Source organism: Streptomyces tendae (assembly GCF_014650435.1).
In the GTDB taxonomy this organism is placed as follows: Bacteria; Actinomycetota; Actinomycetes; order Streptomycetales; family Streptomycetaceae; genus Streptomyces; species Streptomyces tendae.
In genome coordinates this window covers 195,593-220,771 of the sequence record NZ_BMUY01000005.1, presented here as the reverse complement: position 1 = coordinate 220,771, position 25,179 = coordinate 195,593, and the positions used below count along the sequence as shown (strand labels likewise).

Sequence of the window (25,179 nt, the reverse complement as noted above, 5' to 3'; positions counted from 1 at the left end):
AGTATCCCCCAGGGGCCGCCCGAAACGCCCGCTTGCGTGGTGGTTTGGAAGTCGCCGGACCGGCAACTTGGTCCGCCGTGCATCCTCGCAGCTCATCAGTGCCCCGCCGCCCCGGCGCCCCGCACGGTCCGCGGGGCGGCAGACGCCTGCTGGTGCTCAGCGCGAGCATGGGCGCCGGTCACGACACGGTCGCCGCCGAACTGGTCCGGCGCGCACGGGAGCGCGGCGACGCCGCCGAGGTCGTCGACGTCCTCGCCCTCCTGCCGTACGGCCTGGGCACCGTCCTCAGGGGCTTCTACCGCGGGTCCGTACGGCACTTCCCGTGGGCGTACGCCGCCCTCTACCGCCTCTTCCTGAGGCCCGGCGAGGGCCGCCGGCCGAGCGGGACGCCGCTGGCCCGGCTGGCCGGGAGCAGGCTGCGCGAGCTGGCGGAGCGTACGGGAGCGGACGTGGTCGTGCCCGTCTTCCACCTGGGCGCCCAGCTGACCGGCCACCTGCGCGAACGCGGACTGCTGACCGTGCCCGGCGTGGTCCTCGTGATCGACTTCGAGCTCCACCGGCAGTGGCTGCATCCCGGCAACGACCACTGCCTGTGTCTCACCGAGGAGGCGGCGCGCGAGGTGCGGGGGAGTACCGGCACCCCCGCGTCGACGTGCGGTCCCGTCGTGGCCCCGGAGTTCTCGGCCGACGACATTCCGGGCGCGGCGGGGTGGCGGGAGACGTTCGGCCGGCTCGGCCCGGGACGGCCCGCCGTGGTGCTGTCCGCCGGGGCCTGGGGCGTCGGCTCGCACCTGGACACCACCGTCCGGCTCCTGGCGGACCACGGCTACCTGCCGGTGGTGCTCTGCGGCGACAACCGGCGGCTGCGCCGCACGCTGTCCGGCACACCGGGTGTCCTGGCCCTGGGCTGGGTGACGGACATGCCGGGCCTGCTGCACGCCGCCCGTGCCCTGATCGACAACGCGGCCGGTCAGACCGCCGTACAGGCGCTCGCGGCCGGGCTGCCGGTCGTCGGCCACCGCCCCATACCCGGCCACGGTGCGGACGGCGTACGGCGCATGGCCGCGCTCGGTGTCTCCGAGGTCGCCGAGGACGCGGAAGCGCTGCTGGAGGCGTTGCGGCGGCTCACCGCACCGGGCCCGGAGCGGCGGTTGCGGATCGCCGCCGGACACGCGCTGTTCACCGGGAACACGGACGCCCTGACTCTGGTGACCGAGGTCGCCGACCTCGCGCGTGCGGGCGTACGACGGTGAGGGAGCGGCGCGTGAGGGCGCGGATGGGGTGGCAGCGCGCTGAGGGCGCACGGCCTGTTCGCAGGGCCGTTTTCCCGGTCGGGCACAGGGCACCCGCCCCGCAGCGCCAACGGCACAAGGAGGCGACGCCGTGCGGCTCGAAGAATTCCTCACCCGGGTCCGCGACCGAGGTGAGTTCCACGGCGACGACGAGGCCGAGCAGGTCGCCACGGCCGTCCTGTGGGTGATCGCGTCCCGCATCCCCCCGCAGGAGGCCGCCGGACTGGCCCGCGAACTGCCCGCACCGCTGGACGACGCGCTGCGCATGGAGCGCGGGCGCCCCGAGACCTTCGGCCGTGCCGAGTTCCTCCGGCGGGTGGCCCAGCAGACCGGCGCCCGGCCGCGCACCGCCGAATGGGACGCGGGCGCCGTGCTCTCCACCCTCGCCGAGGCGGTGCCCCGCGAACACGTCGACCGGCTGCTGGCCCGCCTGCCCGCCGACTGCGCCGACCTCTTCGGCGGCCCCGCACCCACCGGAGAACGCACCGAGAGACGCCCCGAGAAGGGCCACCGAGACCGAGGAGACACCCATGACGGACCTTGAGCAGCGCTATGCCGACGGGGAGGAGACTCAGACGCCTCTCGGCGGATACGCGGCGCTCGCCACGACCTTCGCGGCCACCGCGGGCGCGTTCGCGGTGACGGCGTGGCGACGCGGCGTCCGGCTCCCCGACACCGTCCCCGCCTGGGACGTGGCCCTGCTGGGCACGGCGACGTTCAAGGCATCCCGGTTGCTGACCAAGGACAAGGTCACCAGCTTCCTGCGGGCCCCGTTCACCCGCCGCGAGCGAGAGGGCAACGCCAACGAGGTGATGGACGCCGGGCGCGGCACCGGTCTGCGCCGTGCCGTCGGTGACCTCATCTCCTGCCCGTTCTGCACCTCGGCGTGGGTGGCCGGGGGACTTGTGGGCACCTACGCCGTCGCGCCCCGGGCGGGGCGGCTGGTGTGCGCGGGCCTGAGCGCGGTCGTGGTGTCGGACTGGCTGCAGTACGCGTGGAGTCTGACCGCGCAGAAGGCCGAGGAATGACCGGATGGCCGCCGGGCCGGGCGGCCGGTCAGTCGCGCTCGGCGCGCTCCGCCCGCTCGGCGTGCAGCTTCTTCACACGGGCCGCTTCCTTGCGTACGTCGGCCTGGACCGCCTGCTCCCGCTCCAGCCACTCGGGACGCTCCTGCTTCAGCGCGTCGATCTGCTCCGTGGTGAGCGGCTCGGCGACACCGCCCCGGTGCAGGCCCGCGATGGAGACGCCCAGCTTCGCCGCCACCACCGGCCGCGGGTGCGGACCGTCGCGACGCAGCTCGCGCAGCCACGCGGGCGGGTCGGTCTGGAGCGCGTTCAACTCGGCACGCGTGACGACGCCCTCCCGGAACTCGGCGGGTGTGGCTTCGAGGTACACACCCAGCTTCTTCGCCGCGGTCGCGGGCTTCATGGTCTGGGTGTTCTGGTGCGACGTCATGCGGTCAAGGGTATCGATCGTGTGAGTGGCTCCCGACCACGCCCGGTAACCTGGCCGGGTGACAGGCTCGGAAGCTCCCCCCTCGTTCCGGCTCGCGTACGTCCCGGGGGTGACGCCCGACAAATGGGTGCGCATCTGGAACGAGCGGCTGCCGGACGTCCCCCTCGCCCTGACCCAGGTTCCCGCCGCCGGGGCGCCCGGTGTGCTGCTGGACGGCGGCGCCGACGCCGGACTGGTGCGGCTGCCCGTCGACCGGACGCTGCTCAGCGCCATCCCGCTCTACACCGAGACCACGGTCGTGCTGATCCCCAGGGACCATCTCGTCACCGCGGCCGACGAGGTGACCGTCGCGGACCTCGCCGACGAGATCGTGCTGCACCCCCTGGACGACGTCCTCGGCTGGGAACGGCTGCCGGGCAGGCCGGCCCTCGAGCGCCCGGCCACCACGGCGGACGCCGTCGAACTGGTGGCGGCCGGGATCGGCGTGCTGCTCGTGCCCCTGTCGCTGGCTCGGCTGCACCACCGCAAGGACCTCACGTACCGCACGGTCACGGACGCCCCCGCCTCGGGCGTGGCCCTGTCGTGGCCCGAGGACGCGCACACCGACCTCGTCGAGGACTTCATCGGCATCGTCCGGGGCCGGACCGTCAACAGCACCCGGGGCCGACAGCCCGAACCGGCCCGGTCCAAGGGCGGTAAGCAGACCTCCGGGAAGCAGACCGCCGGGAAGCAGACCTCCGGCAAGCAGGCCGCCGGGAAGCAGACGGGGGGCGCCCGGCGCGGCACCGGGGGCAGCCACCGGGGTGCGACCGGCGGCAACGGCAAGGGCAGGAGCGGCGGCCGCGGCGGCAAACCGCGCCGGCCCTGAACCAGCACCGGACGCCGGCTCCCCGCGCCCCTGACGCGTCAGCGGACCGTCGGACTCGGTGTCGGCGCGGAGGTGTTCACCTCGAGGCCGGGCGGCGAGGTGAGCGAGAGCACCGGCTCGCCGGGCTGCGGGGCCGGCGGAGTGAGCTGCACCTTCGGAAGGTTCGGTGGTGCGGTCTGCTGGAAGTTGACCTGGTCGAAGTTGACCAGCCCGGTCTTCTCCAGCACGGTGATGTGGTCGAGGACGGTGTCGTTGGCCTGGTCGGCGAGCTGCCGGACCAGCGAGTTCTTGGTGTTGGCGCGGATGTTGGCGATGGCCGGGAAGATCTGGCCGTGGGTGATCCGCATGATGTTGACCGCGGTGGTGTCGAACTGCTTGCCCGTGGTCCCGTCCACCGTCGACACGAACTGCTGCTGCTGCGGTGAGGCCAGATTGGGCAGGGTGATGCCCAGTTCCGGCGCGATCCTGCGGCAGGTGGCGTCCAGCCGGGAGTGGCCCACGACCAGGTGCTCACCGGCCTCCCTCATCTCCGGCGTCGTCCCCCGCTCCATGGCCATCAGCCCCAGCGGATGCTCCCACAGCCCCGCGGCACGCACCTTCACCACGAAGTCCCGGTCCTGCTCGGTGAGCGGCCCGTACCGCGTGTTGGTGACGACCCGGGCCTGGTCACTGCCCGCGTTCTGCACCCCGAGCATGGTCGGGTAGGCGAGTGCGGTGAGGGTGAGGACCAGGGCACCGGCCACGAAGGCGGTCCCTGCCGTGGTGCGCGTGATGCGCATCGTGCCTCCTGGGGCGAAGACAGGCTCGGACACCAGGAGGTACGGATACGGAACGCGATCTGATCACCACTTCGGGCAAAACCTGCGACGAGAGACGTGCGTCGTCCCACCCGGGAGGCGCGAGCCTCAGGCAGCGCGCGCCGTCCGCACGAGACCTCAGGACGTGCGCGCCGTCCGCACGAGCCAGTCGTGCGCCGCCCGCGCCGTGAACTCCTCCTGGCCGCCGCGCACCAGCAGCCCCGCGGTGGCGAACTCCGGGGCGTCGGCCTGTGCCGCGACGTACGGGACGGCGATGCAGCGCATCCCGGCGGCGTACGCGGCGGCGGCCCCTGGAGCGGCGTCCTCCAGGACCACGCAGCGGGCCGGTTCCGCGCCCAGCCGGCGGGCCGCCTCCAGGAAGACGTCGGGGGCGGGCTTGCCCCGCTCCACCTCGTCGGCCGAGACGACGGTGCGCAGCTGGGCGTTGAGCCCGGTGCGGGCGAGGATCGTTCCGATGGCCTCGAGCGACGAACCCGAGGCCACCGCCATCGGTACGCCCTCGCCGGCCAGCAGCTCGACGAACTTCCGCATCTCGGGGTACGCGCGGACCGAGTCGCGGGCGAGCCCCAGATAGTGGCGGTTCTTGACCGCGAGCAGCTCCTCGACGGAGGCTCGCAGTCCGTACCGGCGCTGCCAGTCGGCGACCGTCTCCTGGGTGCTGATGCCCACGTACGCCTCGTGGTCGGCCCAGGTGAAGTCCGGGACACCGTACTCGGCGAGGGTGCGCCGGCCCGCTTCGTAGTAGTTCGGCTCGCTGTCCACGAGCGTTCCGTCGAGATCGAAGATGACCGAGATGCCGCCAAGCGTGCTCAGGGTGCTCATGGGGTCCAGGATGCCAAGGGTCATCTGCGGGCCGAGCGCCCGATCGACTCCACGAGCGGCAGCAGCCGGTGCGGCACGCGCTCGCGCAACGCCACCTCGCTGCGGGTGCGGACGACGCCGGGCAGACTGATCAGCTTCTGCACCACGTCCTCCAGGTGCGCGTTGTCGCGGGCCACGACGCGGGTCAGCAGGTCCCCGCCCCCCGTGATGGAGAAGGCCTCGACGATCTCCGGCACCGCTGCCAGCGCCTCGCCAACCTCGTCCAGATGCCCCTGGGTGACCTCGATGTGCACGAACGCGAGCACCGGGTGGCCCAGTGCGGCGGGGGAGAGGGACGGGGCGGTGCCGGTGATCACGCCGTCGCGCTCCAGGCGGTCCAGCCGGGCCTGGAGGGTGCCTCGGGCGATCCCGAGGAGGCGGGCGTACTCCCGCACGCTGGTGCGCGGCTGCTCCAGCAGCAGCCGCAGGATGCGGGTGTCGAGCTCGTCGACGGCCATCGCGGGCCCGGTCCCTCTCGTCGGCCATTGGCCCTCCGGTGGCCGCAGGCATGTCCTGATCACTGTACCAATGGCACACCTCAGCGGCAGCCTGTTGAGCCAGTGGAGGCAGAGATGCTCCTATAGGGGAGTCGATGGCGCTGCGGATCCCGCGGCGCCTTTTGCATGCGGTGACTTCCGGGCCAGTGGGCGTGAGCGAGCGAGGGGGCGGTAATCAGTGCTGAAGAAGGTGTTCGTGAGCCCGGACCCGGGACGGTCCAGGCTGCGGTTCGCCGCCCGGGCCGTCCTCGGCATCGGGCTGGCCGTCGTGGTGTGCGGGCTGGCCGGCACCTCCCTGGTCGGCGCGATCATCGGCGGCCTCGCCGCCCTGCTCGCGCTCTTCACCGTCACCGACGCCACCGTGCGCGGCCAGGCCGTCACCACCGCGCTGCTGCCGGTCGTCGGGCTGCCCGTGCTCACCGCCGCCGCCGCGCTGCACGACCTGCCCGTCGCCCGGGACCTCACCTTCCTCGCCGTCGTCGGCGCGGGCGTGTACGCCCGCCGCTGGGGCCCGCGCGGGCACAGCCTCGGCGTCTTCGCCTTCATGACCTTCTTCATCGCCCAGTTCCTGCACGCGACCACGGACCGGCTGCCCGAGATGTTCGCCGCCGTCCTGCTGTCCGTGGCCACCGCCGCGGCGGTGCGCTTCGGCCTGTGGTGCTACGAGCGCCGCCGGCCCGCGCCCGCCCTCCCCGCGCCGCCCGCCGGCACCGGGCTGGCCCGCATCACCACCCGGCAGGCGGTACAGGCCACCGCGGGCGCCGGCTTCGCCCTCGTCGTGGGCCAGCTGGTGTCCGACGACCGCTGGTACTGGGCCGTCGGCGCGACCTGGTGGGTGTTCGTCAACACGACCTCGCGCGGCGAGACGCTGGTGCGCGGCTTCCGCCGGGTCCTCGGCACGGTCGTCGGCATCGGCCTGGGCTTCCTGATCGCCGTGCCGGTGGCCGGGTCCCCGGTGCCCACCGCCGTGCTGGCCGCCGCCTGTGTCTTCGGCATCTTCTACACCGCCGCGGTCTCCTACACCTGGATGATGCTCTGCGTGACGCTGCTCGCCGAGCTGCTCTACGGCCTCCTGGGCGTCCTCAGCCCCGGTCTGCTCGCCCTGCGGATCGCCGAGACCGGCGTGGGCGCGCTCGGCGCCGCGCTCGCCGTGCTCTTCGTCCTGCCCGTCACCACGCACGCCGTCACCGACGTCTGGATCCAGCGCGCGCTGCGCTGCGTGCACGCGTGCACCGCGGAGGCCGCCGCCCGCCTCGCCGGAACCGAGGGAGCCGACCCGGCGCCGCGCGTGGCCGAACTGGAGCAGTTGCTGGGCCGGGTACGGATGTCGGTCGCCCCGCTCGTGCACCCGCTGAGCCCGATGCACGGCCGCAGGCGGCGGGCCCGCCGGGTCCTGGACCTGCTCGACGACTGCGCCCGGGAGATCCGCGGCCTGGTCGCCGTCGCCGCCGACCCCGAAGCCTCGCACGACGCCCGGCTGGCCGCGGCCTGCTGGCGGGTCGAGGCCGCGGTGGAAGCCCTCACCGGCAAAGGGGCCTCCGCCACCGCCGGCCTCGTCCGCGCGGGAGGCACGTCCGACGCCCGTGCGGGCGGGCCGCGCGCCGCGGAACCCGCACTGGCCCACCTCCACGACCTGGAACAGGCCCTCGCCGAACTCGCCGCGCCCCTGCGCAGCCCCTCCGGTTCACGCCTGGCCGGCGCCTGACGCGCCTCGTCGGCGCCCGTGACACCCGTTTGGTCTAGACCGCAAGTGATCGACTGCTACCGTCACTCCGGGGCAGACGATCAGGGCAGCTGATCAGGGCCGACGGAGCGGGACGAGAGGGGCAGCAGCGGTGACGGACGGCGGCAGGCGGCAGCGGCGGGCGTACATCGGGTCGTTCACGGCGGCCGGAGGCCCGGGGATCCTGACGGCCATCGTCGCCCCCGACAGCGGCGCCCTCACCGTCGTGAGCGGCACGGACGGCCTGGCCGACCCCTCCTACCTGGCCCTGGCACCCGACGGCAACACGCTCTACGCCGTCAGCGAGACGGCCGAGGGCGCGGTGGCCGCCTACCGGGTGAGCGGGGACAGGCCCGAGCCCACCGGGCGGCCGGTGCCCGTCGACGGCGACGGCCCGACCCACCTCAGCCTGTACGCCGGGCACGTGCTGACCGCCAACTACGGCTCCGGCACCGTCACCGCCGTACCGGTCCGTCCCGACGGCACCCTCGCCCGCTCGGCGTCCGGCGTCCTGCGGCACACCGGCTCGGGGCCGCACGCCCAGCGACAGCAGGGGCCGCACGCCCACCAGGTGCGGCCCGACCTCAGCGGGCGGTGGGCCGTCAGCGTGGACCTCGGCACCGACTCGGTGCGGGTCTGCACCCTCGCCGACGGCGCCCCCGCCGTGCACCGGGAGGTCGCGCTGCGGCCGGGGTCGGGGCCCCGGCATCTGGCCTTCCACCCGGACGGCTCTCGTGCCTACGTCCTCAACGAACTGGCGCCCACCGTCACCGTCTGCCACTGGGAGGCCGCCGACGGCGCGCTCAAGCCCCTCACCGAGGTACCGGTGCTGCCGGGGGCCCCGGCGGGCGACGCCTACCCCTCCGGCATCGCCGTCTCGCCCGACGGCCGCTTCGTGTGGACCGCGACCCGCGGCGAGGACGTCCTGTCGGTGTTCGTCGTGGAGCCGGACGGACTGCGGCTGTCCGCCACCGTGCCCTGCGGCGGCCACTGGCCCCGCGACATCGCCGTGTCGGACGGCTTCCTGTACGCCGCCAACGAGCGCTCCGGAGACGTGACCTGGTTCGCCCTGGACCCGGCCACCGGCATCCCCCGCCGCACCGGCACCCTCGCGGTCCCAGCAGCCTCCTGCGTAATCCTCGCCCCCGCATAACACCAGCCTGCGGGCAGTCGTGCCGCTGGGGCGGCACGGGTGGGCACAGGCGGCACCCCGCAAGCGCCGGGCAGCGCGACCCACTCCCGCCCCGCTGGGACGCAGGGCACGATCTTGACAGGCGCAGGGGAACCCAGGCCACACGGAAGGGGCCCGCTCCTCACCAGGAGCGGGCCCCTTCACACACGCCTGAAAACGCAAGCGCACGCGCCCTTCACCGAACCGGCGTCCCCTGCGCCTGCTGCGGCGAGATCCCGAGCGCCGTCGTGTACTTGGCCAGCGCCAGCTTGCCGATCGCCGGGTACGGGCCGAGCGGCTCGGCGGTGGAGCAGCCCGCCTCCTTGGCCGCCTCCTCCAGCACCGACGCCTCGATCTCCGGGCCGATCAGATACGGCGCGAGCGCCAACTGCTGGGAGCCCGAGGAACGCAGTTGCTCGGCCACGGACGCGATCGAGCCCTCTTCGTCCAGCGCCGCCGCGATCACCGGCACGGCCAGGCGCGCGGCGAGCAGCATGCCGGTGATCCCGGCCGCCTGGACGGCCTCGTCACCGCCCACGGAGGCCAGGATGATGCCGTCCGCGGCGGTCGCCACGGTGAACAGACGGGCGCGGTCGGCACGGGCGAGACCGGCCTCGGAGAGCCGCACGTGCAGGGCCTCGGCCAGCAGCGGGTGCGGCCCGAGCACATCGGTCAGCTCGGCCGCGATCTTGCTGTCCATCACGGCCTGCCGGATCCGGCGCAGCAGCGCGTTGTCCGGACCGGCGAGCAGCGGCACGACGACCGCGACGGGCCCCTCGGGCTCCTTCACGTCCAGGCCGGCGGCGCGCGCCTGCTCGAAGCGGGCGGCGCGCTCCTCGGCGGCCTGGACGAGCACGGCGGTCAGCGACGGGAACTCGGCGTCGTCGTCCCCGTCGAGGTGGCCGATTCGGGCGTCGAGCCCGGGCAGCTCGGAACGGGCGATGCTGATGACCTCGTCGGCGAGGCTTCGGGTGGCGCTACTGGGCGTCCCCGGCACCGCGAGGACGAGCGCCGGCGCGCCCTCGGGAGCCACCAGTGGTTCGGGACGGCGGTGCCGTCCGGGCTGGCGGGGGCGCGGCATTCGTACTGGCAGGCCGGACGCGGGCCCAGTGGGGGAGCTCATGGCGCCGCATGTTACTGGTTTCCGGGGTTTCCCTGTTCGGGGAGGGTGCAGGTGAGCGGTATCCGTCCGGTTTTGTCTGATGAGTGATGTACGGATCGGCCGACATCGGCATGATTCACCTCGCCGGAGGACCAATTCTCAGCCGTCCGGCACGGTCGTCACCCAGAGCATCCTGTCGTCACTCGGAAGCGTGAGTGAACCGGTCGCCAGGTCGGTCGCGACCCGGACCGAGCCGTCCAGCGGATCACCCTCGGCGGCCGTCCACCGCGCCTGCGGCAGCCGCTGCGCCAGCTCGTCCCCCAGCGGTACGAGGAGCGGATCGCCCAGTCGCGTCAGCCCACCGGTGACCGCGACAAGGGGCTCACCGTCGGCCGGACAGACCGAGGCGGCCGAGTCGGCCAGGTGCCGGGCGGCGGTCCGCAGGATCTCCGCCGCGACGGGGTCGGCGGCCGCACACGCCGCCACCTCGGGTGCGAAGGAGGCCAGGACGGCCGGACGGTCGGACCGCGGATACACCTGCCCGGGCAGTCCCGCCGCCGGGCCGAAACGCTCCTCGGCGCGGGCCAGCAGCGGTGCGGAGCCGCCCTCCCGCCCGTCATGTGCACGCAGCGCCGCCTCGAGGCCCGCCCGCCCGATCCAGGCGCCGCTGCCGCAGTCGCCCAGCAGATGTCCCCAGCCGTCCGCCCGGCGCCAGCGGGACAGGTCGGTGCCGACGGCGATCAGCCCGGTACCGGCGGCCACCACCGCCCCGGCCCGTGGACCCAGCGCGCCCACGTACGCGGTCACGGCGTCGGCGACCAGGGCGACCGTCCGAACGCCCAGCTCCCGGGCCAGCGCGCCCGGCAGTTCGGCGCGCAGCGCGTCGCCCAGCGTGGCCATCCCGGCGGCCCCGACGACGACGGTGCCGAGCCCGGTGACGCCGGTTTCGGCGCACAACGCCCTGGCCATGGGTAGCAGTTGCCCCATGAAATGCCCGGGGTCGATCCCGCGCGCACCGGTGCGGACGGGCTCCCGCGAATCACGCCGACCGAGCGGGCCGTGTCCATCGTCGCCGGGTCCGCCGCCGGGGCCGACGGCACCGACGGCGACACGCAGCCCCGAGCCGCCGGAGTCCACGGCCAGGTAACCGGTGCTCACGGCAGGCGCCAGTCGACCGGCTGACCTCCCAGGCGCATCAGCAGGTCGTTGGCCCGGCTGAACGGACGGGAACCGAAGAAGCCCCGGTCGGCCGACATCGGGGACGGGTGCGCCGACTCCACGGCCGGCAGGTCGCCGAGCAGCGGCCGCAGATTGCGGGCGTCGCGGCCCCAGAGGATGGACACCATCGGCTTGCCCCGCGCCGCCAGCGCGCGTATCGCCTGCTCGGTGACCTCCTCCCAGCCCTTGCCGCGGTGGGCCGCGGGCTTGCGCGGGGCGGTGGTGAGCGCCCTGTTGAGCAGGAGCACACCCTGCTGCGTCCAGGGCGTGAGATCGCCGTTGGAGGGCTGTGGCAGGTTCAGGTCGGTGTTCAGCTCCCGGAAGATGTTGACGAGGCTGCCGGGCAACGGGCGAACCTCGGGCGCGACGGAGAACGACAGTCCGACGGCGTGCCCCGGAGTGGGGTAGGGGTCCTGTCCGACGATCAGGACCCGTACGTCGTCGAAGGGTTGTTGGAAGGCCCGCAGGACGTTCGCCCCCGCCGGGAGGTAGGTGCGTCCGGCGGCGATCTCCGCGCGCAGGAACTCACCCATCGAGGTGATCCGTCCGGCGACGGGCTCCAGGGCCTTCGCCCAGCCCGCTTCGACGATTTCATTCAAGGGTCGTGGTGCCACGGGCGTCACCCTACTGCCGTACGGGTGACGCCGATCAACCGGTGGCCAAGGCCCGTCCCCCCGGTCCGGTTCACCCGACGACCGCTGCCCGCACGCACAGCACGTCCGGCAGGTGCGAGGCCAACTGCCGCCAGCTGTCGCCGTCGTCGGCCGACGCGAACACCTCGCCGTTGCGGTTGCCGAAGTACACGCCCGCCTGCTCCGCGTCGTCCGTGGACAGCGCGTCGCGCAGCACCGTGCCGTAGTGGTCCTCCTGGGGCAGGCCCTCCGAGAGGGGCTCCCAGCTCTTGCCCGCGTCCGCGGTGCGGAAGACCCGGCACCGGTGGTCGGCGGGCACCCGGTCGGCGTCCGCGTTGATCGGGAAGACGTACGCCGTGTCGCCGCGGTGCGGGTGGGCGGCCACCGCGAAGCCGAACGTGGAGGGCAGGCCCTCGCCGATGTCCGTCCAGTGCGCTCCGGCGTCGTCGCTGCGGTACACCCCCCAGTGGTTCTGCAGGTACAGGCGGTCCGGGTTGGCCGCGTCCCGCGCGACCTTGTGGACGCACTGGCCGAACTCCGGGTCGGGGTCCGGCAGGAAGACGGCGGAGACACCGGAGTTCGACGGCGCCCAGCTCGCGCCGCCGTCGGCGGTGCGGAACACGCCCGCCGTCGAGACGGCGACCGTCACCGACCTGGGGTCACGGGCGTCGGTGAGGACGGTGTGCAGCCCCTCGCCGCCACCGCCCGGCACCCACTTCGACCGGGTGGGGTGCTCCCACAGCGGGCGGACCAACTCGAAGCTCTCACCGCGGTCCTCCGAGCGGTACAGCGCCGCCGGTTCCGTACCCGCGTACACCACGTCCGGCTCGGCGGCCGCCGGGTGCAGCTGCCACACCCGCTCCAGGGAGGCGCCGGTGTCCTTGGGGAACTTCACGGCGGGTGCGGCCGGTTCGGTCCAGGTCCGGCCCAGGTCGTCGGAGTGGAACACCGACGGCCCCCAGTGCGCGCTGTCGCCGCCGGCCAGCAGCCGCGGGGTGTCGCCGCGGGTGTCCAGGGCGACCGAGTAGACCGCCTGTGCGTTGAAGTAGGGACTCTCGTCGAACTCCCAGGTGCCACCCCGCCGGCGCCCGATGAACAGGCCCTTGCGGGTGCCCACGGCGAGCAGTACCTCGGTCATGCCGATCACCTCCGCGGCGTCCTCGTCGACGCCTTCGTCTCGGACACGGGCCAGTCTGCACCCAGCCACTGACAGTCACCCCTGGAAAGGGTGTCGCCCCAGGTCAGGACGGTGATGTCGGTTCCGCGGAGGTGTCTTTCGCGCCGCCTCGCTCAGCCCTCGCCCGGCAGTGCCCGCGCCAGGATCCCGCCGAGGTCGGCCGTGTCCGGCAGCGTGCCGAAGGCGTGCCCCCAGTCGCCGCCGAGCCTGCTCGCGCAGAAGGCGTCGGCGACGGCCGGCGGGGCGTGCCGGACCAGGAGGGATGCCTGGAGGGTGAGGGCCATCAGCTCCACGAGGCGGCGGGCACCGGTCTCGGACGCCTCGCCGAGCCCCGCCCGGAGCCGGGTCACCGCCGCGTCCAGCCGGGCGTCCGCCCCGCGGGCCAGGGCCAGTTCCTCGAAGAGGGCGTGTGCGGAGGCGGGGGAGCGGCCGAGGGCCCGCAGTACGTCGAGGGCGTTGACGTTCCCCGAGCCCTCCCAGATCGACAGCAGCGGCGCCTCGCGGTAGTGGCGCGGCATGCCCGACTCCTCGACGTAGCCGTTGCCGCCCAGGCACTCCAGGGCCTCCGCGGTGAACGCCGGCCCCCGCTTGGTCACCCAGTACTTGCCGACGGCGGTGGCGATCCGCCGGAACGCCGCCTCCCCCTCGTCCCCGCGTACGGCACGGTCGGCCGCGCCGGCCAGCCGCAGGGTGAGCGTCGTCGCGGCCTCGGACTCCAGCGCGAGGTCCGCCAGGACGTTGCGCATCAGCGGCTGGTCGACCAGCCGGGCGCCGAAGGCGCTGCGGTGCAGTGCGTGGTGGCCGGCCTCGACGAGGGTCTTGCGCATCAGCGTCGCCGAGGCCATCACGCAGTCCAGCCGGGTGCAGTTGACCATCTCGATGATCGTCTTGACCCCCTGCCCCTCGGGCCCGACCAGCCAGGCCACCGTCCCGTCGAACTCGGGCTCCGAGGAGGCGTTGGACCGGTTGCCGAGCTTGTCCTTGAGGCGCTGGATGCGGAAGGTGTTGCGGGTGCCGTCGGGCAGCACACGGGGCACCAGGAAGCAGGACAGGCCCCCGGCCGCCTGGGCCAGGACCAGGAACACGTCGCACATCGGCGCCGACGTGAACCACTTGTGCCCGCGCAGCGTGTAGACGCCGGGCTCGGCCGTCGCCGTGGCCGTCGTGGTGTTGGTCCGGACGTCCGAGCCGCCCTGCTTCTCGGTCATCCCCATGCCGGCCAGCAGGCCGCGCTTGTCCGTGAGCGTCCGCAGCCCCGGTTCGTACTCCCGGGAGGTCAGCAGCGGTTCGTAGACCTTCGCCAGCTCGGGCTGGGCGCGCAGGGCCGGGACGGCCGCGTACGTCATGGAGGTCGGGCACCCGTGACCCGCCTCCGTGTGGCCCCAGACCAGTCCGCCGGCGGTCCGCGCCACGTGGGCGCCGTGCCGGTCGTCGGCCCACGGCGCGCCGGCCAGGCCCTCGCCGACCGCGACCCGCATCAGGTGGTGCCAGCTCGGGTGGTACTCGACCTCGTCGACCCGGTTGCCGTACCGGTCGTGGGTGCGCAGCACGGGATCGTGCCGGTTCGCGAGGTCGCCCCACTCCTGCGCCTCGGCACTGCCCGCCCGCCGGCCCAGCCGTCGCAGACCGTCCTCGGCCCACCCGGCGCCCTCCCGCCGCACGCCCTCCAGCAGGGCGGTGTCGTCGGACGCGTCGTAGGGGGCCAGGGGAGGGGGCTGGTTGGTGACGTCGTGCGTCGCGTACCCCTCGGGGCCGCCCCAGGGCTCGTCGGACGGCTCGTGGGACTCGTACGGCGGCTCCTGCGCGAGTGTTGTCATGACCCGAGTGTTGCACTATCTCTGCGACCGCAGCAATAGTGCAACACTGTGGGCGCACGTACAGTACGTGCTCATGTGGACGAACGACACGTGCCCGCGCGGATGAACGATTCCGGGGCCCCCGACGGGCTCACCCTGCGTCCGCTGTCCGCGCGGTCGGTCGTCCTGAGCCTGCTGCTCGGCACCCACCCGCCGGAGCTGTCGGCGCGGGACCTGGTGCGGCTCGTGGAGGGGTTCGACGTCGGCGCCTCCACCGTGCGCGCGGCGCTCAGCCGGATGGCAGCAGCCGGGGACCTCCGGCGCACGGACACCGGATACCGGCTCAGCGAGCGACTGCTGGAGCGTCAGCGGCGCCAGGACGAGGCCCTGCGCCCGCACACGCGCGCGTGGGACGGCGCCTGGGAGACGCTCGTGATCACGGCGACGGGGCGCGGTCCCGCCGCCCGTGCCGAACTGCGGACCCAGCTCACCGCCCTGCGTCTGGCCGAACTCCGCGAGGGTGTCTGGCTGCGCCCCGCCAACCTCGACCGCCCGCTGCCCGCGGGGCTCGACGGGGTGGCCGAGCGGCTCGTCTCACGCCCCGAGGCCCCGGCCCGCGAACTGGCCGCGCGCCTGTGGCCGCTGGGCGAGTGGGTGGACACGGCGCGGGCGCTGCTCGCCCATGTCCACCGGGCCCGGCGTCCGGCGGACCGCCTCACCGCCTTCGCGGCCGTCGTGCGGCACCTGCTCGCCGACCCGGTGCTGCCCGCGGAGCTGCTCCCCGCCGACTGGCCGGGGACGGCCCTGCGGGACGCCTACGCGCGCTACCAGCGGGAGCAGTCCGGACAGGTCCGGGCGCACGGCACCCGGACCTGACGCGTCACTTGTAGGCGATGTCGGACGCGGAGTACTTGCAGTACGTGCCGTCGGCGCCCGAGCCGTTGGAGTCCGGCTCGTCGCCGTCGTCGTTGCCGATGTACTTCTGGCACGGGACGATCTTCTTGTTGCTGTCCCCGACGATCGTGATGCCGCGCAGGGTCGCGCTGTCGCCGTAGTTGGTGTTGATCCCGGCGATCCGGCCGCCCTTCCAGCTCACCTCGATGTTGCTGAGGTTGATGGTCCGCTTGTACTGCGTCGAGCAGTTGCCGCAGGACCGCACGAAGGTGCCGAAGTTCTTGACGGCGAAGCCGGAGACGTTCAGGGTGCCGGCGCCGTTGAACTGGAACACCTTGTCGCTGGCCTCCTTGGCGCCGCCGCCCGAGACCGTGTAGACGTTCGACGACGAGGAGCCCCGGAAGGTCGCCGCGTCCTCGCCGACGTCCTCCCACCAGACGTTCTGGAGCGTGCAACTGCCCTTGCAGTGGACGCCGTCCGCGGCCGGGGCGCCGATGATCACGTTCTTGAGGACGGCGCCGGGCGCCAGTTCCAGGATGGGGCCCTGGTCCTCGTCCTGGCCGTCTGAGCCGAGGTCGCCGGTGCCGTACAGGCGCTTCATCCCGTAGTCCTTGGTGCCGGACACCGCGATGGTGGAGGAGACGCCCTCGCTGCCGTTGGGGGTCGGCCAGGTGGCGGCCTGCGCGGAAGCTCCCGAGGTCATGAGCATGCCAACCGAGAGTCCGAGGGCGGCCAGTGCGCCGGTCGCCGCGCGCCGGGCGGGCGGTCGTGTCGCAACGGTCATGTTCTGATCCCTTCCATAGGGAGTGGGGGTGGAACGGAACATGTACGTGAACGATGTACTTCAACGTGACCAAGAATGCGAACGTGCGGCCCCACTTGTGGGGAAGAGTGGAGCCGCGGCATTCGCGTCGGTCATGCTGATGAACGGACCGTAGAGGGTAAGCGCTTTCTAGTCAACGCCTCGCGCGGAATCCCGCGTCACATGCCCCAGCCGTACTGGTCCGGCATCCGGGCGTCCACGCCCAGCTCCCGTGCCGCGTGCTGGGCCCAGGACGGGTTGCGCAGCAGTTCGCGGCCCAGCAGCACCGCGTCGGCCTCGCCGTTGGCCAGGATCTTCTCGGCCTGCTCGACCTCGGTGATCAGCCCGACGGCGGCGACCGGCAGCGCGGAGCCGGCCTTCACGCGCGCGGCGAACGGGACCTGGTAGCCGGGCCCGGTCGGGATGCGGACGCGCGGGACGTTGCCGCCGGTGGACACGTCGAGCAGGTCGATGCCGTGCGCCCGGAGGTCGCCGGCGAAGCGGACGGTGTCGTCCGGCGTCCAGCCGCCCTCCTCCAGCCAGTCGGTCGCCGAGACGCGGAAGAACAGGGGCTTGTCGTCGGGCCAGACCTCCCGTACCGCGTCGACGACCTCCAGGGCGAACCGGGTGCGGTTCTCGTACGAGCCGCCGTAGGCGTCGGTGCGGTGGTTGGAGTGCGGCGACAGGAACTCGTGGATCAGGTAGCCGTGGGCGCCGTGGATCTCGGCGATCTCGAAACCGGCGGCCAGCGCCCGGCGGGCGGCGTCGGCGAACCGACCGACCACTTCCTGGATCTGCGCGGCCGTCAGCTCGGTCGGAACCGGGTGTCGCTCGTCGAACGCGAGCGCGCTCGGAGCCAGCGGCTGCCACCCGTGGGCGTTCGTTCCCACCGGCCCACCGCCCTTCCAGGGCTGCGCGGTGGACGCCTTGCGGCCGGCGTGAGCCAACTGGACCGCGGGAACCGTCCCCTGGGCGCGCACGAAGTCCGTGATCCGGCGGAACGCCTCGACCTGCGTGTCGTTCCACAGCCCGAGGTCCTGCGGGGAGATGCGCCCCTCGGGCGACACGCCGGTGGCCTCCACGACGATCAGGCCGGTGCCGCCCACCGCGCGGGCGCCGTAGTGGGCGAAGTGCCAGTCGCCGGGCACGCCCGCCGCCGGGCCTGCCGGAGCGGCGGAGTACTGGCACATCGGCGGCATCCAGACCCGGTTCGGGATCGTGGTGTCACGCAGTCGGAGGGGCTCGAAGAGGGCGCTCATGGCGGGCTGCTCCAGGGTCGCGGCGGGGTGGGGCAGCTCGTACGGTAACTCTCGTAGTACGGCGAGTGTCAAACTACGGCGCCCCTCGTACAATGAGGGACCCCCTCCTGACCGGTGGGGCCCTGGACGAACTGGAGCCGCCGTGACCCCCGCCGCCACCGCCGCCGGCCCGCGCGAGTTGCCGCACCCCACGCGGGAGGAGATCCGGCTGGAGGGGGTGCTGCACGCGCTCTCCGACCCGGTGCGGCTGCGGATCGTGCGGGACCTCGCCGCCGACAGCGGCGCACTCTTCTCCTGCTCCCACTTCGACCTGCCGGTCACCAAGTCCACCACCACGCATCACTTCCGGGTGCTGCGCGAGAGCGGGGTGGTCCGGCAGACGTACCGGGGCACGGCCAAGATGAACGGGTTGCGCAGGGACGACCTGGACGCCCTCTTCCCCGGGCTGCTCGACGCCCTGCTGGCCGCGGCCGCCCGCCAGGCCGCCGGGGCCCGGCACGGCCCGCTGCGCTGACAGGGTGCCGCCCTCGGTGAACGAAGCGTGTTCTGTTCGTATTGAATGTGATCATTCGGTTACGTTGCGTATGTGCTCGAAGCATCCTTCGTTGATCGTTCTCTTCAGCTTTCCGACCGCTGTCCGGACGACGGTGAGATGTCCGTGCGGCACGCCTGGGCGGTGAGCGAGGGCTCCACCACGACCTCGTGGTTCGACGTCCGGCTGGCCTTCCCCGACGGCGCCCGGGTGGACGCGCTCGCCGTGCTGTCCGGCGCCGACGTGCGGGTCGAGGACGTGCGGGCCCAGCCGCCGCTGTCCCTCGACGACCTGGCCGTGCTCGCCGAGTGGCTGGAGCACCCCCTCTTCGAGGCGTGCGTCCCGGCCCCGGGCGCGCCGACCGCGTCACGGCGGGCCCGGCCCGCGTGGCCGCGCGGACGGGAGGGGCGCAGGCTCGCCGCCCAGGAATACCGCACGGCCCGCGACGAGGGTGGCGACCCGGTCCTCGCGGTGATGCGCGCGACCGGGCACAGCAGGCGCAGATCGCTCAGGCTGATCGGCCAGGCCCGCGACGAGGGCTTCCTGGCGCCGCGTCGCGCGCGCCGCTGAGACGCCCCCGAGGGCCCGTCCCGCCGCCGGACCGCAGCGTCGTCACAGCATCGCGCGCATCCGGGAGATCTCGCTCGTCTGCTGGGCGACCACGTCGTCGGCCATCTCCTCGATCAGCACGTTGTTGCCCTCGGACTTCACGTCCGTGGCCATGCTGATCGCGCCCTCGTGGTGAGTGATCATCAGGGTGAGGAAGAGCTGGTCGAAAGCCTTGCCCTCGGCCGCGCGCAGCTTCTTCAGCTGAGCCTCGGTCGCCATGCCCGGCATCGCGGCGTGATCGTGCCCGCCGCCCGCCACCTTCTCGCCGTGGGTCTCGAGCCAGCCCTCCATCGCCTTGATCTCCGGCCCCTGCGCGGCCGAGATCCGTTCTGCCAGCTTCTTGACCTGGCCTGACTCGGCCTGTTGCGGCGCCAGTTCGGTCATCTTCAGCGCCTGGGCGTGGTGCTGGATCATCATCCGGGCGTAGGAGACGTCCGCCGAGTTGGGGGAGTCGTCGTCCGCGCGCTGCTTGTCGGCGTCCTCGGCGGACAGGGTCCGGTTGCCCTCGCCCGGCTTGCCCGGCGCGATCACCGAGGGGCCGGCGGCGGCCGCCGAACCGGTGTCCGGTCCCGAGTCGCAGGCTCCCAGCCCGAGCACGGCCAGTGCGGTCAGTGAGGCCGTGACGAGTGACGCGCTGGACATCGCGGGGCGAAAGGACACAACGACCTCCTGTGGCTGCGGTTGCCCCTCTGGGTGGAGGGACGCGGAGCACCTTGTGGGTGCGGTGACCGTCCTAGCACGCTTCCGCGCGTCACTGATCAAAAAACTTCATTGCGAGTTTGTTGCCCCCTGTTGAGATGTGCATGGCGAAGACGATACTGCGGGATGCGTGAACCGTTCCGACGGGAACGGACGTTGGGAGGAAACAGTGACCCTGTTGAGCGACCCGCGAACGCGGCGCAGACGCCTGGGAGTCGCGGCTGCCGCCGCCGGACTCCTGTCCGCGCTGCTCACCGCCGGCCCTGCCGTGGCCACCCCCGACCCCGGGGATGCTCCGGCCACGTCGAAGGAGGTGTCCAAGAGCGCGCGCGCCGAGGTGCGCGACGCGATCGAGAGCGGCGAGATACCCGGCCAGGACGAGATCGTCCACTCGGACAACATCGAGCACCTCACCAACATCCCCAAGGACGCACTGCCCGGCACCAACTCGGACCTGGCCTTCCAGGGCCGGTACGCCTTCGCCGGGAACTACGACGGCTTCCGCATCTTCGACATCAAGAACCCGAAGAAGCCGAAGACCGTCGCCCAGGTGCTGTGTCCGGGCTCCCAGAACGACATCTCCGTCTCCGGGGACCTGCTGTTCCTGTCGACCGACTCCTCGCGCAGCGACAGCAGTTGCAACAGCACCACGCAGCCCGCGACCGAGAAGTCCTCCTGGGAGGGCATGAAGGTCTTCGACATCAGCGACAAGCGGAACCCGAAGTACGTCGCCGCCGTCGAGACCGCCTGCGGCTCCCACACCCACACGCTGGTGCCCGAGCGCAAGAACGTCTACATCTACGTCTCCTCGTACTCGCCGAACGCCGCGTACCCGGACTGCCAGCCGCCGCACGACGGGATCTCCGTGATCAAGGTGCCGCGCAAGGCACCCGAGCGGGCGGCCCTCGTGGGCTTCCCGGTGCTGTTCCCCGGTGAGGGCCCCGACGGCGGCGGCAACCCGGGCGGACCCACCAACCCGGGCGTCTCCAAGACCACCGGCTGCCACGACATCACCGTCCTGCCCTCCGAGGACCTCGCGGCGGGCGCCTGCATGGGCGACGGCATCCTGTTCTCCATCAAGGACCCCGAGCGGCCGAAGGTCATCGACCGCGTCCAGGACAACGTGAACTTCGCGTTCTGGCACTCGGCGACCTTCAACCAGAAGGCGAACAAGGTCGTGTTCACCGACGAGCTGGGCGGCGGCGGCGCCGCCACCTGCAACGCCGAGATCGGCCCGAACCGCGGCGCCGACGGCATCTACGACATCGTCGGCCGGGGCGACCACCGCAAGCTGGTCTTCCGCAGCTACTTCAAGATCCCGCGCCACCAGGCGGACACCGAGAACTGCGTCGCCCACAACGGCTCGCTGATCCCGGTCAAGGGCAAGGACATCATGGTCCAGGCCTGGTACCAGGGCGGCATCTCCGTCTGGGAGTTCACCGACTCCTCGCGGCCCAAGGAGATCGCCTACTTCGAGCGGGGCCCGCTGACCACCGACACGATGACCACCGGCGGTTCGTGGTCGGCGTACTACTACAACGGCTACATCTACTCGAACGACATCGCGAAGGGCTTCGACGTCCTCAAGCTCAGCGACCGGCGCACCGACCCGGCCGAGCGGGTCCACCTGCGGGAGCTCAACACGCAGACGCAGCCGGACTACTTCGACTGAGCGGTCGGGTCCGTCCGGTCCCGCCGCTCCGTCCCTTCCGGCCGATCGAGTACACCGGTCGCGAAGAACCGCGACAGGTCGGGGTCGCACATCGTCCCGCCGGGCGCTTCGGCGTCCGGCGGGACACCCAGCTTCCAGTCCAGCCGGTAGCGCTCGAACAGCTCGGCGCGCAACTCCGGCACCGGCATCGGCACCCCCGGCACGAGAGCGGCGAAGACGGCGCCCATCAGCTGCGCGCGCAGCATCGGGTAGTCGCGGTCGACGTCCCGCGAGCCGTGCCGGGCCACCGTGTCCCTCAGCAGCTCCGCCAGCCGCCGCTGCTCCGGGCACGGCACGAAGCCCACCTCCGCCTGGAGCAGCCCCGCCATGTGCTGGCGCATGAGCACCGGCCGGTCCCGGGCGAGCCCCAGGATCGCGTCGATGGCCCGCGCCAGCCGCTCGCGCCCCTCACCGGTGCGCGGCTCGCGCTCCAGGACCTCCTCCAGGGTGCGGTGCATCAACCGGTGCACGGCGGACTGCACCAGCTGGCGCTTGCCGGGGAAGTAGTACGAGACCAGCCCCCGGGCCGAGCCCGCGCGGTCCGCGATGTCGCCCAGCGTGGTCGCCTCGTACCCGCGCTCGCCCACCAGCTCCACGGCGGCCTGCAGAAGACGCTCCTTCGAGCGCCGCCGCAATTCTTCATTGACCGAGGCGCTGCGCGGGGACATGCTGTACTCCTGCGTTGACTGGTTGCCAGCCAACTATACTCGGCGCAGGCGGACGGTCCTCCGGGACCGTTCCGGCCATCGTCTGCCTCGGGCGACACGGGGGATCGTCCGAGGCGGACGCGGTCACCCGGTAGTTGCCTCGGGCTACGTGACCAGGTCCAGCACCGGCCGCAGCCCGGCCGGGCGCTCGGCCACCGGCAGGTGGTCGACGAAGTGCACCCCGCACCCGAGCGCCGCCGCGCCGCCGTCCGCCCGCCGGTCGTCGCCGACCATCAGCGTCCGCTCCGGCGCCACCCCCAGCGCCGCGCAGGCGACGCGGAACAGCCGGGGATCGGGCTTGCGGATCCCGTGCTCGTACGACAGGACGTACGTGTCCACGTACCGGTCGAGGCCGTGCGCGCGGAACACCGGACGCAGGTCCCAGCCGATGTTGCTGACCACCCCGACGGCGATTCCGCGCCCGCGCAACGTGTCCAGCACCTCGGCGGCGTCGGCGTAGGCACTCCACGCGTCCGGCGCCATGTGCCGCTCGTACAGCGCGTCGTGCAGGTCCGGGCGGGGCAGCGGCACCTGCCGGGAGAGCCCGGTGTAGGCGGCCCGGTGCAGCGCGGAGCTGTCGTCGCGGACCTCCCACACCTCGGCGAGTTCATCCGGCACCCGCAGCGGCGGTGCGCCGCCGGGCAGCGCCCCCGCCCGCTGGAGCGCCTCGGCCGTCCGGGCCAACTCCGGTGCGGCAAGCTCCACTCCGGCGCCGTCGAGCGCCGCGCGCAGCCAGGCTTCGGTGGATTCGATACGGAACAGGGTTCCCGAGAAGTCGAACAGAACGGCGGTCATGGCCCGGATCCTAGGCGGCGACGACGACAGCGACAGCGGCGGCCGCATCGGCGACCACCGGGCCGGCGCGGTGTGCGTGGTGATCCGCCCGGCGGAACACCGCGCCGCTCACGGATGCCGACGCCGGTGCACCAGCACCGCGAGGGCCACGACCAGGGCGCCCAGGAGCCAGCCGCCGAGGACGTCCGTGGCCCAGTGGACGCCGAGCCACACCCGGGTCACGCCGACCCCCGCCACGGAGACCACGGCGACGGCCAGACCGGTACGGCGCAGGTCGCGCCCGGCGCCGTAGTGGTGGAGCAGCCACACCAGCAGGCCGCACACGAACGTCGCGGTCATCGCGTGCCCCGAGGGGAAGGCCGCGTAGTGCGCGGAGTCCACCGGATCGGGCCAGACCGGGCGGGGACGGTCCACCGCCGCCTTGAGGGCCTGTTGCAGGAGACTGCCCAGCAGACAGGTCGTCCCCAGCCAGACGGCCGTCCACCGGTCCGCGCGGCGCCACCACAGCCACAGCACCACCACCGCGCACAGCAGGCGCATCGTCCAGGTGTCCCACACCCAGTCGGTGAGGATCCGCATGGCCCGGGTGATGCCGCCCTGTTCGACGGCCCAGCGGTGGGTCGTGTCGGCGATGCCCTCGTCGAACCGCACCAACGGGCGCCATTCGACGGCCACCAGGGTGAGCAGGAGTACGGAGCACACGGTCAGTACCCAGGTGACGCGGAGGGCGGTGCGTGGCTGCGGCGGGGCGGGCGGGGAGTCGACCGGCGGCGTCTGCATGCTGCGATCCTCGCCGAACCGGTGCCTCCGGGGCCACTGCCCTGGTGGGAAGGCCGCCCTAGCCCAACGCCCGCAGCCCCGGCGCGAACGCCAGCAGGACCGGGACGACCGGCACCAGCGCGGCCGCGGCCGTCAGCCGCAGCCTCCGGGCCGCCGTGAGGCGGTTCGGCGGGGTGAGCAGCCGGTGGACCCGCTGCGGGACGTCGGCACGCGCGGTCGGGCACGGGCCGAAGACCCCGCGGTCCTCGTTGAGTTCGACCAGGGCCAGGGCGGTCGTCAGCCGGCCGAAGCGGCGGGAGGCCACGTCGTCGGCGGCGAGTTCGACCAGGCGGTGCATCTCGTCGCGGAACGCGGCGAACACCGGTACCTGCGGAAAACCGTCCGCCAGCGCCGCGGAGCAGTGCAGCAGCCAGTCGTGCCGCGCCTGCGCGTGCCCCTTCTCGTGCGCGAGCACCGCGTCCAGCTGCCGTCCCTTGAGACGGCGCAGCGCAGCGGTGGTGACCACCAGCTGAGGGGGAGCGCCGGGCAGCCACCAGGCGTCCGGCCGCTCGCCCTCCAGGACGACGAGCGGCCCCGGGCCGGGCTCCTCGCCGGGCAGCAGCGGAGCGCGGTGCCGCAGCTCCGCCCGGCGCAGCCGGCGCCGGGAGCGGGCCCGTACGACCTCCCGGGCGAGCATCACGGCGCTCCACAGCCCGCCGCAGGCCAGCGTGACGGCGGTCGTGTCCGCCCAGAGGCCGGAGGTGCCCAGGGCGTAGGCCTCGACCACCGGGCCGGGAGCGGTCGCGAAGACGGGCCCGCCCACCGCGTGCCAGGCCGCCGCCGCGCTCAACGTCATCGACAGCGCGCAGCACACGATCACCGCCGCCACCGCGCACTGCCAGACCCACAGGGCGACCACCGGTTCGCGATCCGGCCAGTCGGCCCGGGCGAGCAGCCTGGGGGCGAGCACGGCGGTCAGCGCGCCGAGCAGCAGCAGTGCCGCGGGGAGAATCATGGGGGCAGCCTATGAGCGCCGCGCCGTCGGCAGTACGGCCCGAGACGCAAAGTGACGCAGGCAACGATTGCGCACGGCATGCCCTGGGCACGGCGGACCCCGGGCCCGGCGAGTCCGGGCGTGACGGCCCCGGCCGCTGGTGTCACAGCGGCAGCAGCATGGCCAGCATCCCGATCGCCATGGAGAGCCGGCAGGCCCGCGCCAGCTCCGGCCGGTCGCCCCACCCGGCCCCCGCACGGACGCCGGCCCCCGCGCCGCCGCCCGGTGCGGGCAGGGACGGCGCCCCCGGGCCGCCACCGGCCACCGTCACGACGGGTATCAGACGTACGCCGGTCAGCAGCACGTATCCCGCGAAGTAGAGCAGCAGCACCCCGGTCAACAGCGGTGTGCCGGACGCGCCGTGCCCGTGCGCGTGGGCGGGGGAGCCGGCCATCACCACCGCCATGTAGACCATCGCCGCGGCTCCCACGAGGTGGTGCAGGTGGTGGCGCCCGGACCGGGCCGCCCACAACGCCCGCAGCCCCGCGGCCCCGAACACCACCGCGTACGCGGGCCAGACCCAGGCCGGCGGGGTGAACACCGCGGCGGGCACGGCCATGGCGGCCATGCCGAACCCCATGAGGGCCTCGCCGCCCGCGGCTCTGCGCTGCTCCTCGACGCTGCTGCGCATCCGCAGCAGGCAGTAGGCGCCGGTCGCCGCGCACAGCGCGACCAGCAGCCATCCGGGTGACGCCGATCCGTGCACACGCACCTCCCCGTTCGGCGGTCCACGGTCTGTCAAGGACTG

27 protein-coding genes are annotated in these 25,179 nt (G+C 73.2%); 10 read left to right on the top strand and 17 right to left on the bottom strand.

The annotated features are described in order from the left end of the window. Positions 1-98: 98 nt before the first annotated feature. The 3 genes from IE258_RS15820 to IE258_RS15810 all read left to right on the top strand — a co-directional run bounded on the left by IE258_RS15820 (position 99) and on the right by IE258_RS15810 (position 2,320). Positions 99-1,253, top strand: coding sequence for an MGDG synthase family glycosyltransferase (locus tag IE258_RS15820; RefSeq protein WP_444545800.1), 1,155 nt, complete (start codon positions 99-101; stop codon positions 1,251-1,253). Between the two features lie 130 nt (positions 1,254-1,383). Continuing rightward, entirely contained in the window at positions 1,384-1,836 is a 453-nt protein-coding gene (locus IE258_RS15815) for a DUF2267 domain-containing protein (protein ID WP_229892126.1), read from the top strand. Further along, complete coding sequence (locus IE258_RS15810) at positions 1,823-2,320, top strand: DUF1360 domain-containing protein (RefSeq protein WP_189743953.1); 498 nt, start codon at positions 1,823-1,825, stop codon at positions 2,318-2,320. Before IE258_RS15815 ends, IE258_RS15810 begins: the two co-directional genes overlap by 14 nt. 28 nt (positions 2,321-2,348) lie before the next feature. Here the strand turns inward: IE258_RS15810 and IE258_RS15805 are convergent, their stop codons facing one another. Beyond that, the gene (locus IE258_RS15805; protein WP_087810730.1) at positions 2,349-2,747 is read right to left on the bottom strand and encodes a DUF5997 family protein; all 399 of its coding nucleotides are present in this window, start codon (positions 2,745-2,747) and stop codon (positions 2,349-2,351) included. 58 nt (positions 2,748-2,805) lie between these two features. Between IE258_RS15805 and IE258_RS15800 the strand changes: the two genes are divergently transcribed. Beyond that, positions 2,806-3,615: a LysR family substrate-binding domain-containing protein gene (locus IE258_RS15800; RefSeq protein WP_189743951.1), complete on the top strand. Its 810-nt coding sequence runs from the start codon at positions 2,806-2,808 to the stop codon at positions 3,613-3,615. A gap of 38 nt (positions 3,616-3,653) precedes the next feature. Here IE258_RS15800 and IE258_RS15795 read toward each other — a convergent pair whose 3' ends face one another. From IE258_RS15795 to IE258_RS15785, 3 genes are all read right to left on the bottom strand, one after another. Then, positions 3,654-4,394: a DUF4142 domain-containing protein gene (locus IE258_RS15795; protein ID WP_087810732.1), complete on the bottom strand. Its 741-nt coding sequence runs from the start codon at positions 4,392-4,394 to the stop codon at positions 3,654-3,656. Positions 4,395-4,550: 156 nt separating this feature from the next. Next, positions 4,551-5,246 carry an HAD family hydrolase gene (locus tag IE258_RS15790; RefSeq protein ID WP_189744411.1) on the bottom strand — a complete coding sequence of 232 codons (696 nt, stop codon included), beginning with the start codon at positions 5,244-5,246 and terminating at the stop codon, positions 4,551-4,553. 29 nt (positions 5,247-5,275) lie between these two features. Continuing rightward, entirely contained in the window at positions 5,276-5,752 is a 477-nt protein-coding gene (locus tag IE258_RS15785) for an Lrp/AsnC family transcriptional regulator (RefSeq protein ID WP_003977712.1), read from the bottom strand. 217 nt (positions 5,753-5,969) lie between these two features. Here IE258_RS15785 and IE258_RS15780 point away from each other — a divergent pair, with 217 nt between their 5' ends. Beyond that, entirely contained in the window at positions 5,970-7,496 is a 1,527-nt protein-coding gene (locus IE258_RS15780; RefSeq protein ID WP_189743949.1) for an FUSC family protein, read from the top strand. Between the two features lie 130 nt (positions 7,497-7,626). Then, the gene (locus IE258_RS15775; RefSeq protein ID WP_189743947.1) at positions 7,627-8,667 is read left to right on the top strand and encodes a lactonase family protein; all 1,041 of its coding nucleotides are present in this window, start codon (positions 7,627-7,629) and stop codon (positions 8,665-8,667) included. 214 nt (positions 8,668-8,881) lie between these two features. Here the strand turns inward: IE258_RS15775 and IE258_RS15770 are convergent, their stop codons facing one another. The 5 genes from IE258_RS15770 to IE258_RS15750 form a co-directional block, all read right to left on the bottom strand. Beyond that, positions 8,882-9,808: a sirohydrochlorin chelatase gene (locus IE258_RS15770; RefSeq protein WP_189743945.1), complete on the bottom strand. Its 927-nt coding sequence runs from the start codon at positions 9,806-9,808 to the stop codon at positions 8,882-8,884. A 138-nt stretch (positions 9,809-9,946) separates the two neighbouring features. Then, positions 9,947-10,945, bottom strand: a complete 999-nt coding sequence (locus tag IE258_RS15765; protein WP_189743943.1) for an N-acetylglucosamine kinase — start codon at positions 10,943-10,945, stop codon at positions 9,947-9,949. Then, a complete protein-coding gene (locus IE258_RS15760; RefSeq protein WP_123621931.1) occupies positions 10,942-11,619 on the bottom strand; it encodes a uracil-DNA glycosylase in 678 nt (225 codons plus the stop codon). The genes IE258_RS15765 and IE258_RS15760 overlap by 4 nt, the downstream gene beginning before the upstream one ends. Positions 11,620-11,689: 70 nt before the next feature. Beyond that, positions 11,690-12,844: a WD40/YVTN/BNR-like repeat-containing protein gene (locus tag IE258_RS15755; protein WP_189743941.1), complete on the bottom strand. Its 1,155-nt coding sequence runs from the start codon at positions 12,842-12,844 to the stop codon at positions 11,690-11,692. Between the two features lie 83 nt (positions 12,845-12,927). Next, on the bottom strand, positions 12,928-14,631 hold the full coding sequence (locus IE258_RS15750) for a DNA alkylation response protein (RefSeq protein ID WP_189743938.1): 1,704 nt from the start codon (positions 14,629-14,631) through the stop codon (positions 12,928-12,930). A gap of 102 nt (positions 14,632-14,733) precedes the next feature. On the opposite strand from IE258_RS15750, the gene IE258_RS15745 reads away from it, so the two are divergent. Next, complete coding sequence (locus tag IE258_RS15745) at positions 14,734-15,486, top strand: PaaX family transcriptional regulator C-terminal domain-containing protein (RefSeq protein WP_189744409.1); 753 nt, start codon at positions 14,734-14,736, stop codon at positions 15,484-15,486. Between the two features lie 4 nt (positions 15,487-15,490). Here the strand turns inward: IE258_RS15745 and IE258_RS15740 are convergent, their stop codons facing one another. Beyond that, complete coding sequence (locus tag IE258_RS15740; RefSeq protein ID WP_189743936.1) at positions 15,491-16,288, bottom strand: pectate lyase; 798 nt, start codon at positions 16,286-16,288, stop codon at positions 15,491-15,493. A 197-nt stretch (positions 16,289-16,485) separates the two neighbouring features. Then, complete coding sequence (locus tag IE258_RS15735; protein ID WP_189743934.1) at positions 16,486-17,565, bottom strand: NADH:flavin oxidoreductase/NADH oxidase; 1,080 nt, start codon at positions 17,563-17,565, stop codon at positions 16,486-16,488. Between the two features lie 142 nt (positions 17,566-17,707). Between IE258_RS15735 and IE258_RS15730 the strand changes: the two genes are divergently transcribed. Beyond that, positions 17,708-18,079 (top strand): ArsR/SmtB family transcription factor, encoded by a 372-nt coding sequence (locus IE258_RS15730; RefSeq protein WP_189743932.1) that lies wholly within the window; start codon positions 17,708-17,710, stop codon positions 18,077-18,079. Between the two features lie 138 nt (positions 18,080-18,217). Next, positions 18,218-18,667 carry a DUF6214 family protein gene (locus IE258_RS15725; RefSeq protein ID WP_189743930.1) on the top strand — a complete coding sequence of 150 codons (450 nt, stop codon included), beginning with the start codon at positions 18,218-18,220 and terminating at the stop codon, positions 18,665-18,667. A 42-nt stretch (positions 18,668-18,709) separates the two neighbouring features. Here IE258_RS15725 and IE258_RS15720 read toward each other — a convergent pair whose 3' ends face one another. Continuing rightward, on the bottom strand, positions 18,710-19,366 hold the full coding sequence (locus IE258_RS15720; RefSeq protein ID WP_189743928.1) for a DUF305 domain-containing protein: 657 nt from the start codon (positions 19,364-19,366) through the stop codon (positions 18,710-18,712). A gap of 208 nt (positions 19,367-19,574) precedes the next feature. Between IE258_RS15720 and IE258_RS15715 the strand changes: the two genes are divergently transcribed. Then, positions 19,575-21,077: an LVIVD repeat-containing protein gene (locus IE258_RS15715; RefSeq protein WP_189743926.1), complete on the top strand. Its 1,503-nt coding sequence runs from the start codon at positions 19,575-19,577 to the stop codon at positions 21,075-21,077. Here IE258_RS15715 and IE258_RS15710 read toward each other — a convergent pair. The 5 genes from IE258_RS15710 to IE258_RS15690 all read right to left on the bottom strand — a co-directional run bounded on the left by IE258_RS15710 (position 21,065) and on the right by IE258_RS15690 (position 25,137). Beyond that, a complete protein-coding gene (locus IE258_RS15710; protein WP_189743924.1) occupies positions 21,065-21,784 on the bottom strand; it encodes a TetR/AcrR family transcriptional regulator in 720 nt (239 codons plus the stop codon). The two genes, IE258_RS15715 and IE258_RS15710, sit on opposite strands and share 13 nt — an antisense overlap. 144 nt (positions 21,785-21,928) lie before the next feature. After that, positions 21,929-22,618, bottom strand: coding sequence for an HAD family hydrolase (locus IE258_RS15705; RefSeq protein ID WP_189743922.1), 690 nt, complete (start codon positions 22,616-22,618; stop codon positions 21,929-21,931). A gap of 108 nt (positions 22,619-22,726) precedes the next feature. Next, on the bottom strand, positions 22,727-23,398 hold the full coding sequence (locus IE258_RS15700; RefSeq protein WP_189743919.1) for a phosphatase PAP2 family protein: 672 nt from the start codon (positions 23,396-23,398) through the stop codon (positions 22,727-22,729). A 58-nt stretch (positions 23,399-23,456) separates the two neighbouring features. After that, entirely contained in the window at positions 23,457-24,392 is a 936-nt protein-coding gene (locus IE258_RS15695; RefSeq protein WP_164460216.1) for a M56 family metallopeptidase, read from the bottom strand. Between the two features lie 142 nt (positions 24,393-24,534). Further along, positions 24,535-25,137, bottom strand: a complete 603-nt coding sequence (locus tag IE258_RS15690) for a DUF5134 domain-containing protein (protein ID WP_189743917.1) — start codon at positions 25,135-25,137, stop codon at positions 24,535-24,537. Positions 25,138-25,179 lie beyond the last annotated feature (42 nt).

Coding starts and splice junctions, on each gene's coding strand:
- IE258_RS15810 (WP_189743953.1), top strand. CDS start 1,823: ATGACGGACCTTGAGCAGCGCTATGCCGACGGGGAGGAGACTCAGACG.
- IE258_RS15805 (WP_087810730.1), bottom strand. CDS start 2,747: ATGACGTCGCACCAGAACACCCAGACCATGAAGCCCGCGACCGCGGCG.
- IE258_RS15795 (WP_087810732.1), bottom strand. CDS start 4,394: ATGCGCATCACGCGCACCACGGCAGGGACCGCCTTCGTGGCCGGTGCC.
- IE258_RS15785 (WP_003977712.1), bottom strand. CDS start 5,752: ATGGCCGTCGACGAGCTCGACACCCGCATCCTGCGGCTGCTGCTGGAG.
- IE258_RS15770 (WP_189743945.1), bottom strand. CDS start 9,808: ATGAGCTCCCCCACTGGGCCCGCGTCCGGCCTGCCAGTACGAATGCCG.
- IE258_RS15750 (WP_189743938.1), bottom strand. CDS start 14,631: ATGACAACACTCGCGCAGGAGCCGCCGTACGAGTCCCACGAGCCGTCC.
- IE258_RS15745 (WP_189744409.1), top strand. CDS start 14,734: ATGAACGATTCCGGGGCCCCCGACGGGCTCACCCTGCGTCCGCTGTCC.
- IE258_RS15740 (WP_189743936.1), bottom strand. CDS start 16,288: ATGACCGTTGCGACACGACCGCCCGCCCGGCGCGCGGCGACCGGCGCA.
- IE258_RS15735 (WP_189743934.1), bottom strand. CDS start 17,565: ATGAGCGCCCTCTTCGAGCCCCTCCGACTGCGTGACACCACGATCCCG.
- IE258_RS15725 (WP_189743930.1), top strand. CDS start 18,218: ATGTCCGTGCGGCACGCCTGGGCGGTGAGCGAGGGCTCCACCACGACC.
- IE258_RS15710 (WP_189743924.1), bottom strand. CDS start 21,784: ATGTCCCCGCGCAGCGCCTCGGTCAATGAAGAATTGCGGCGGCGCTCG.
- IE258_RS15705 (WP_189743922.1), bottom strand. CDS start 22,618: ATGACCGCCGTTCTGTTCGACTTCTCGGGAACCCTGTTCCGTATCGAA.
- IE258_RS15700 (WP_189743919.1), bottom strand. CDS start 23,398: ATGCAGACGCCGCCGGTCGACTCCCCGCCCGCCCCGCCGCAGCCACGC.
- IE258_RS15695 (WP_164460216.1), bottom strand. CDS start 24,392: ATGATTCTCCCCGCGGCACTGCTGCTGCTCGGCGCGCTGACCGCCGTG.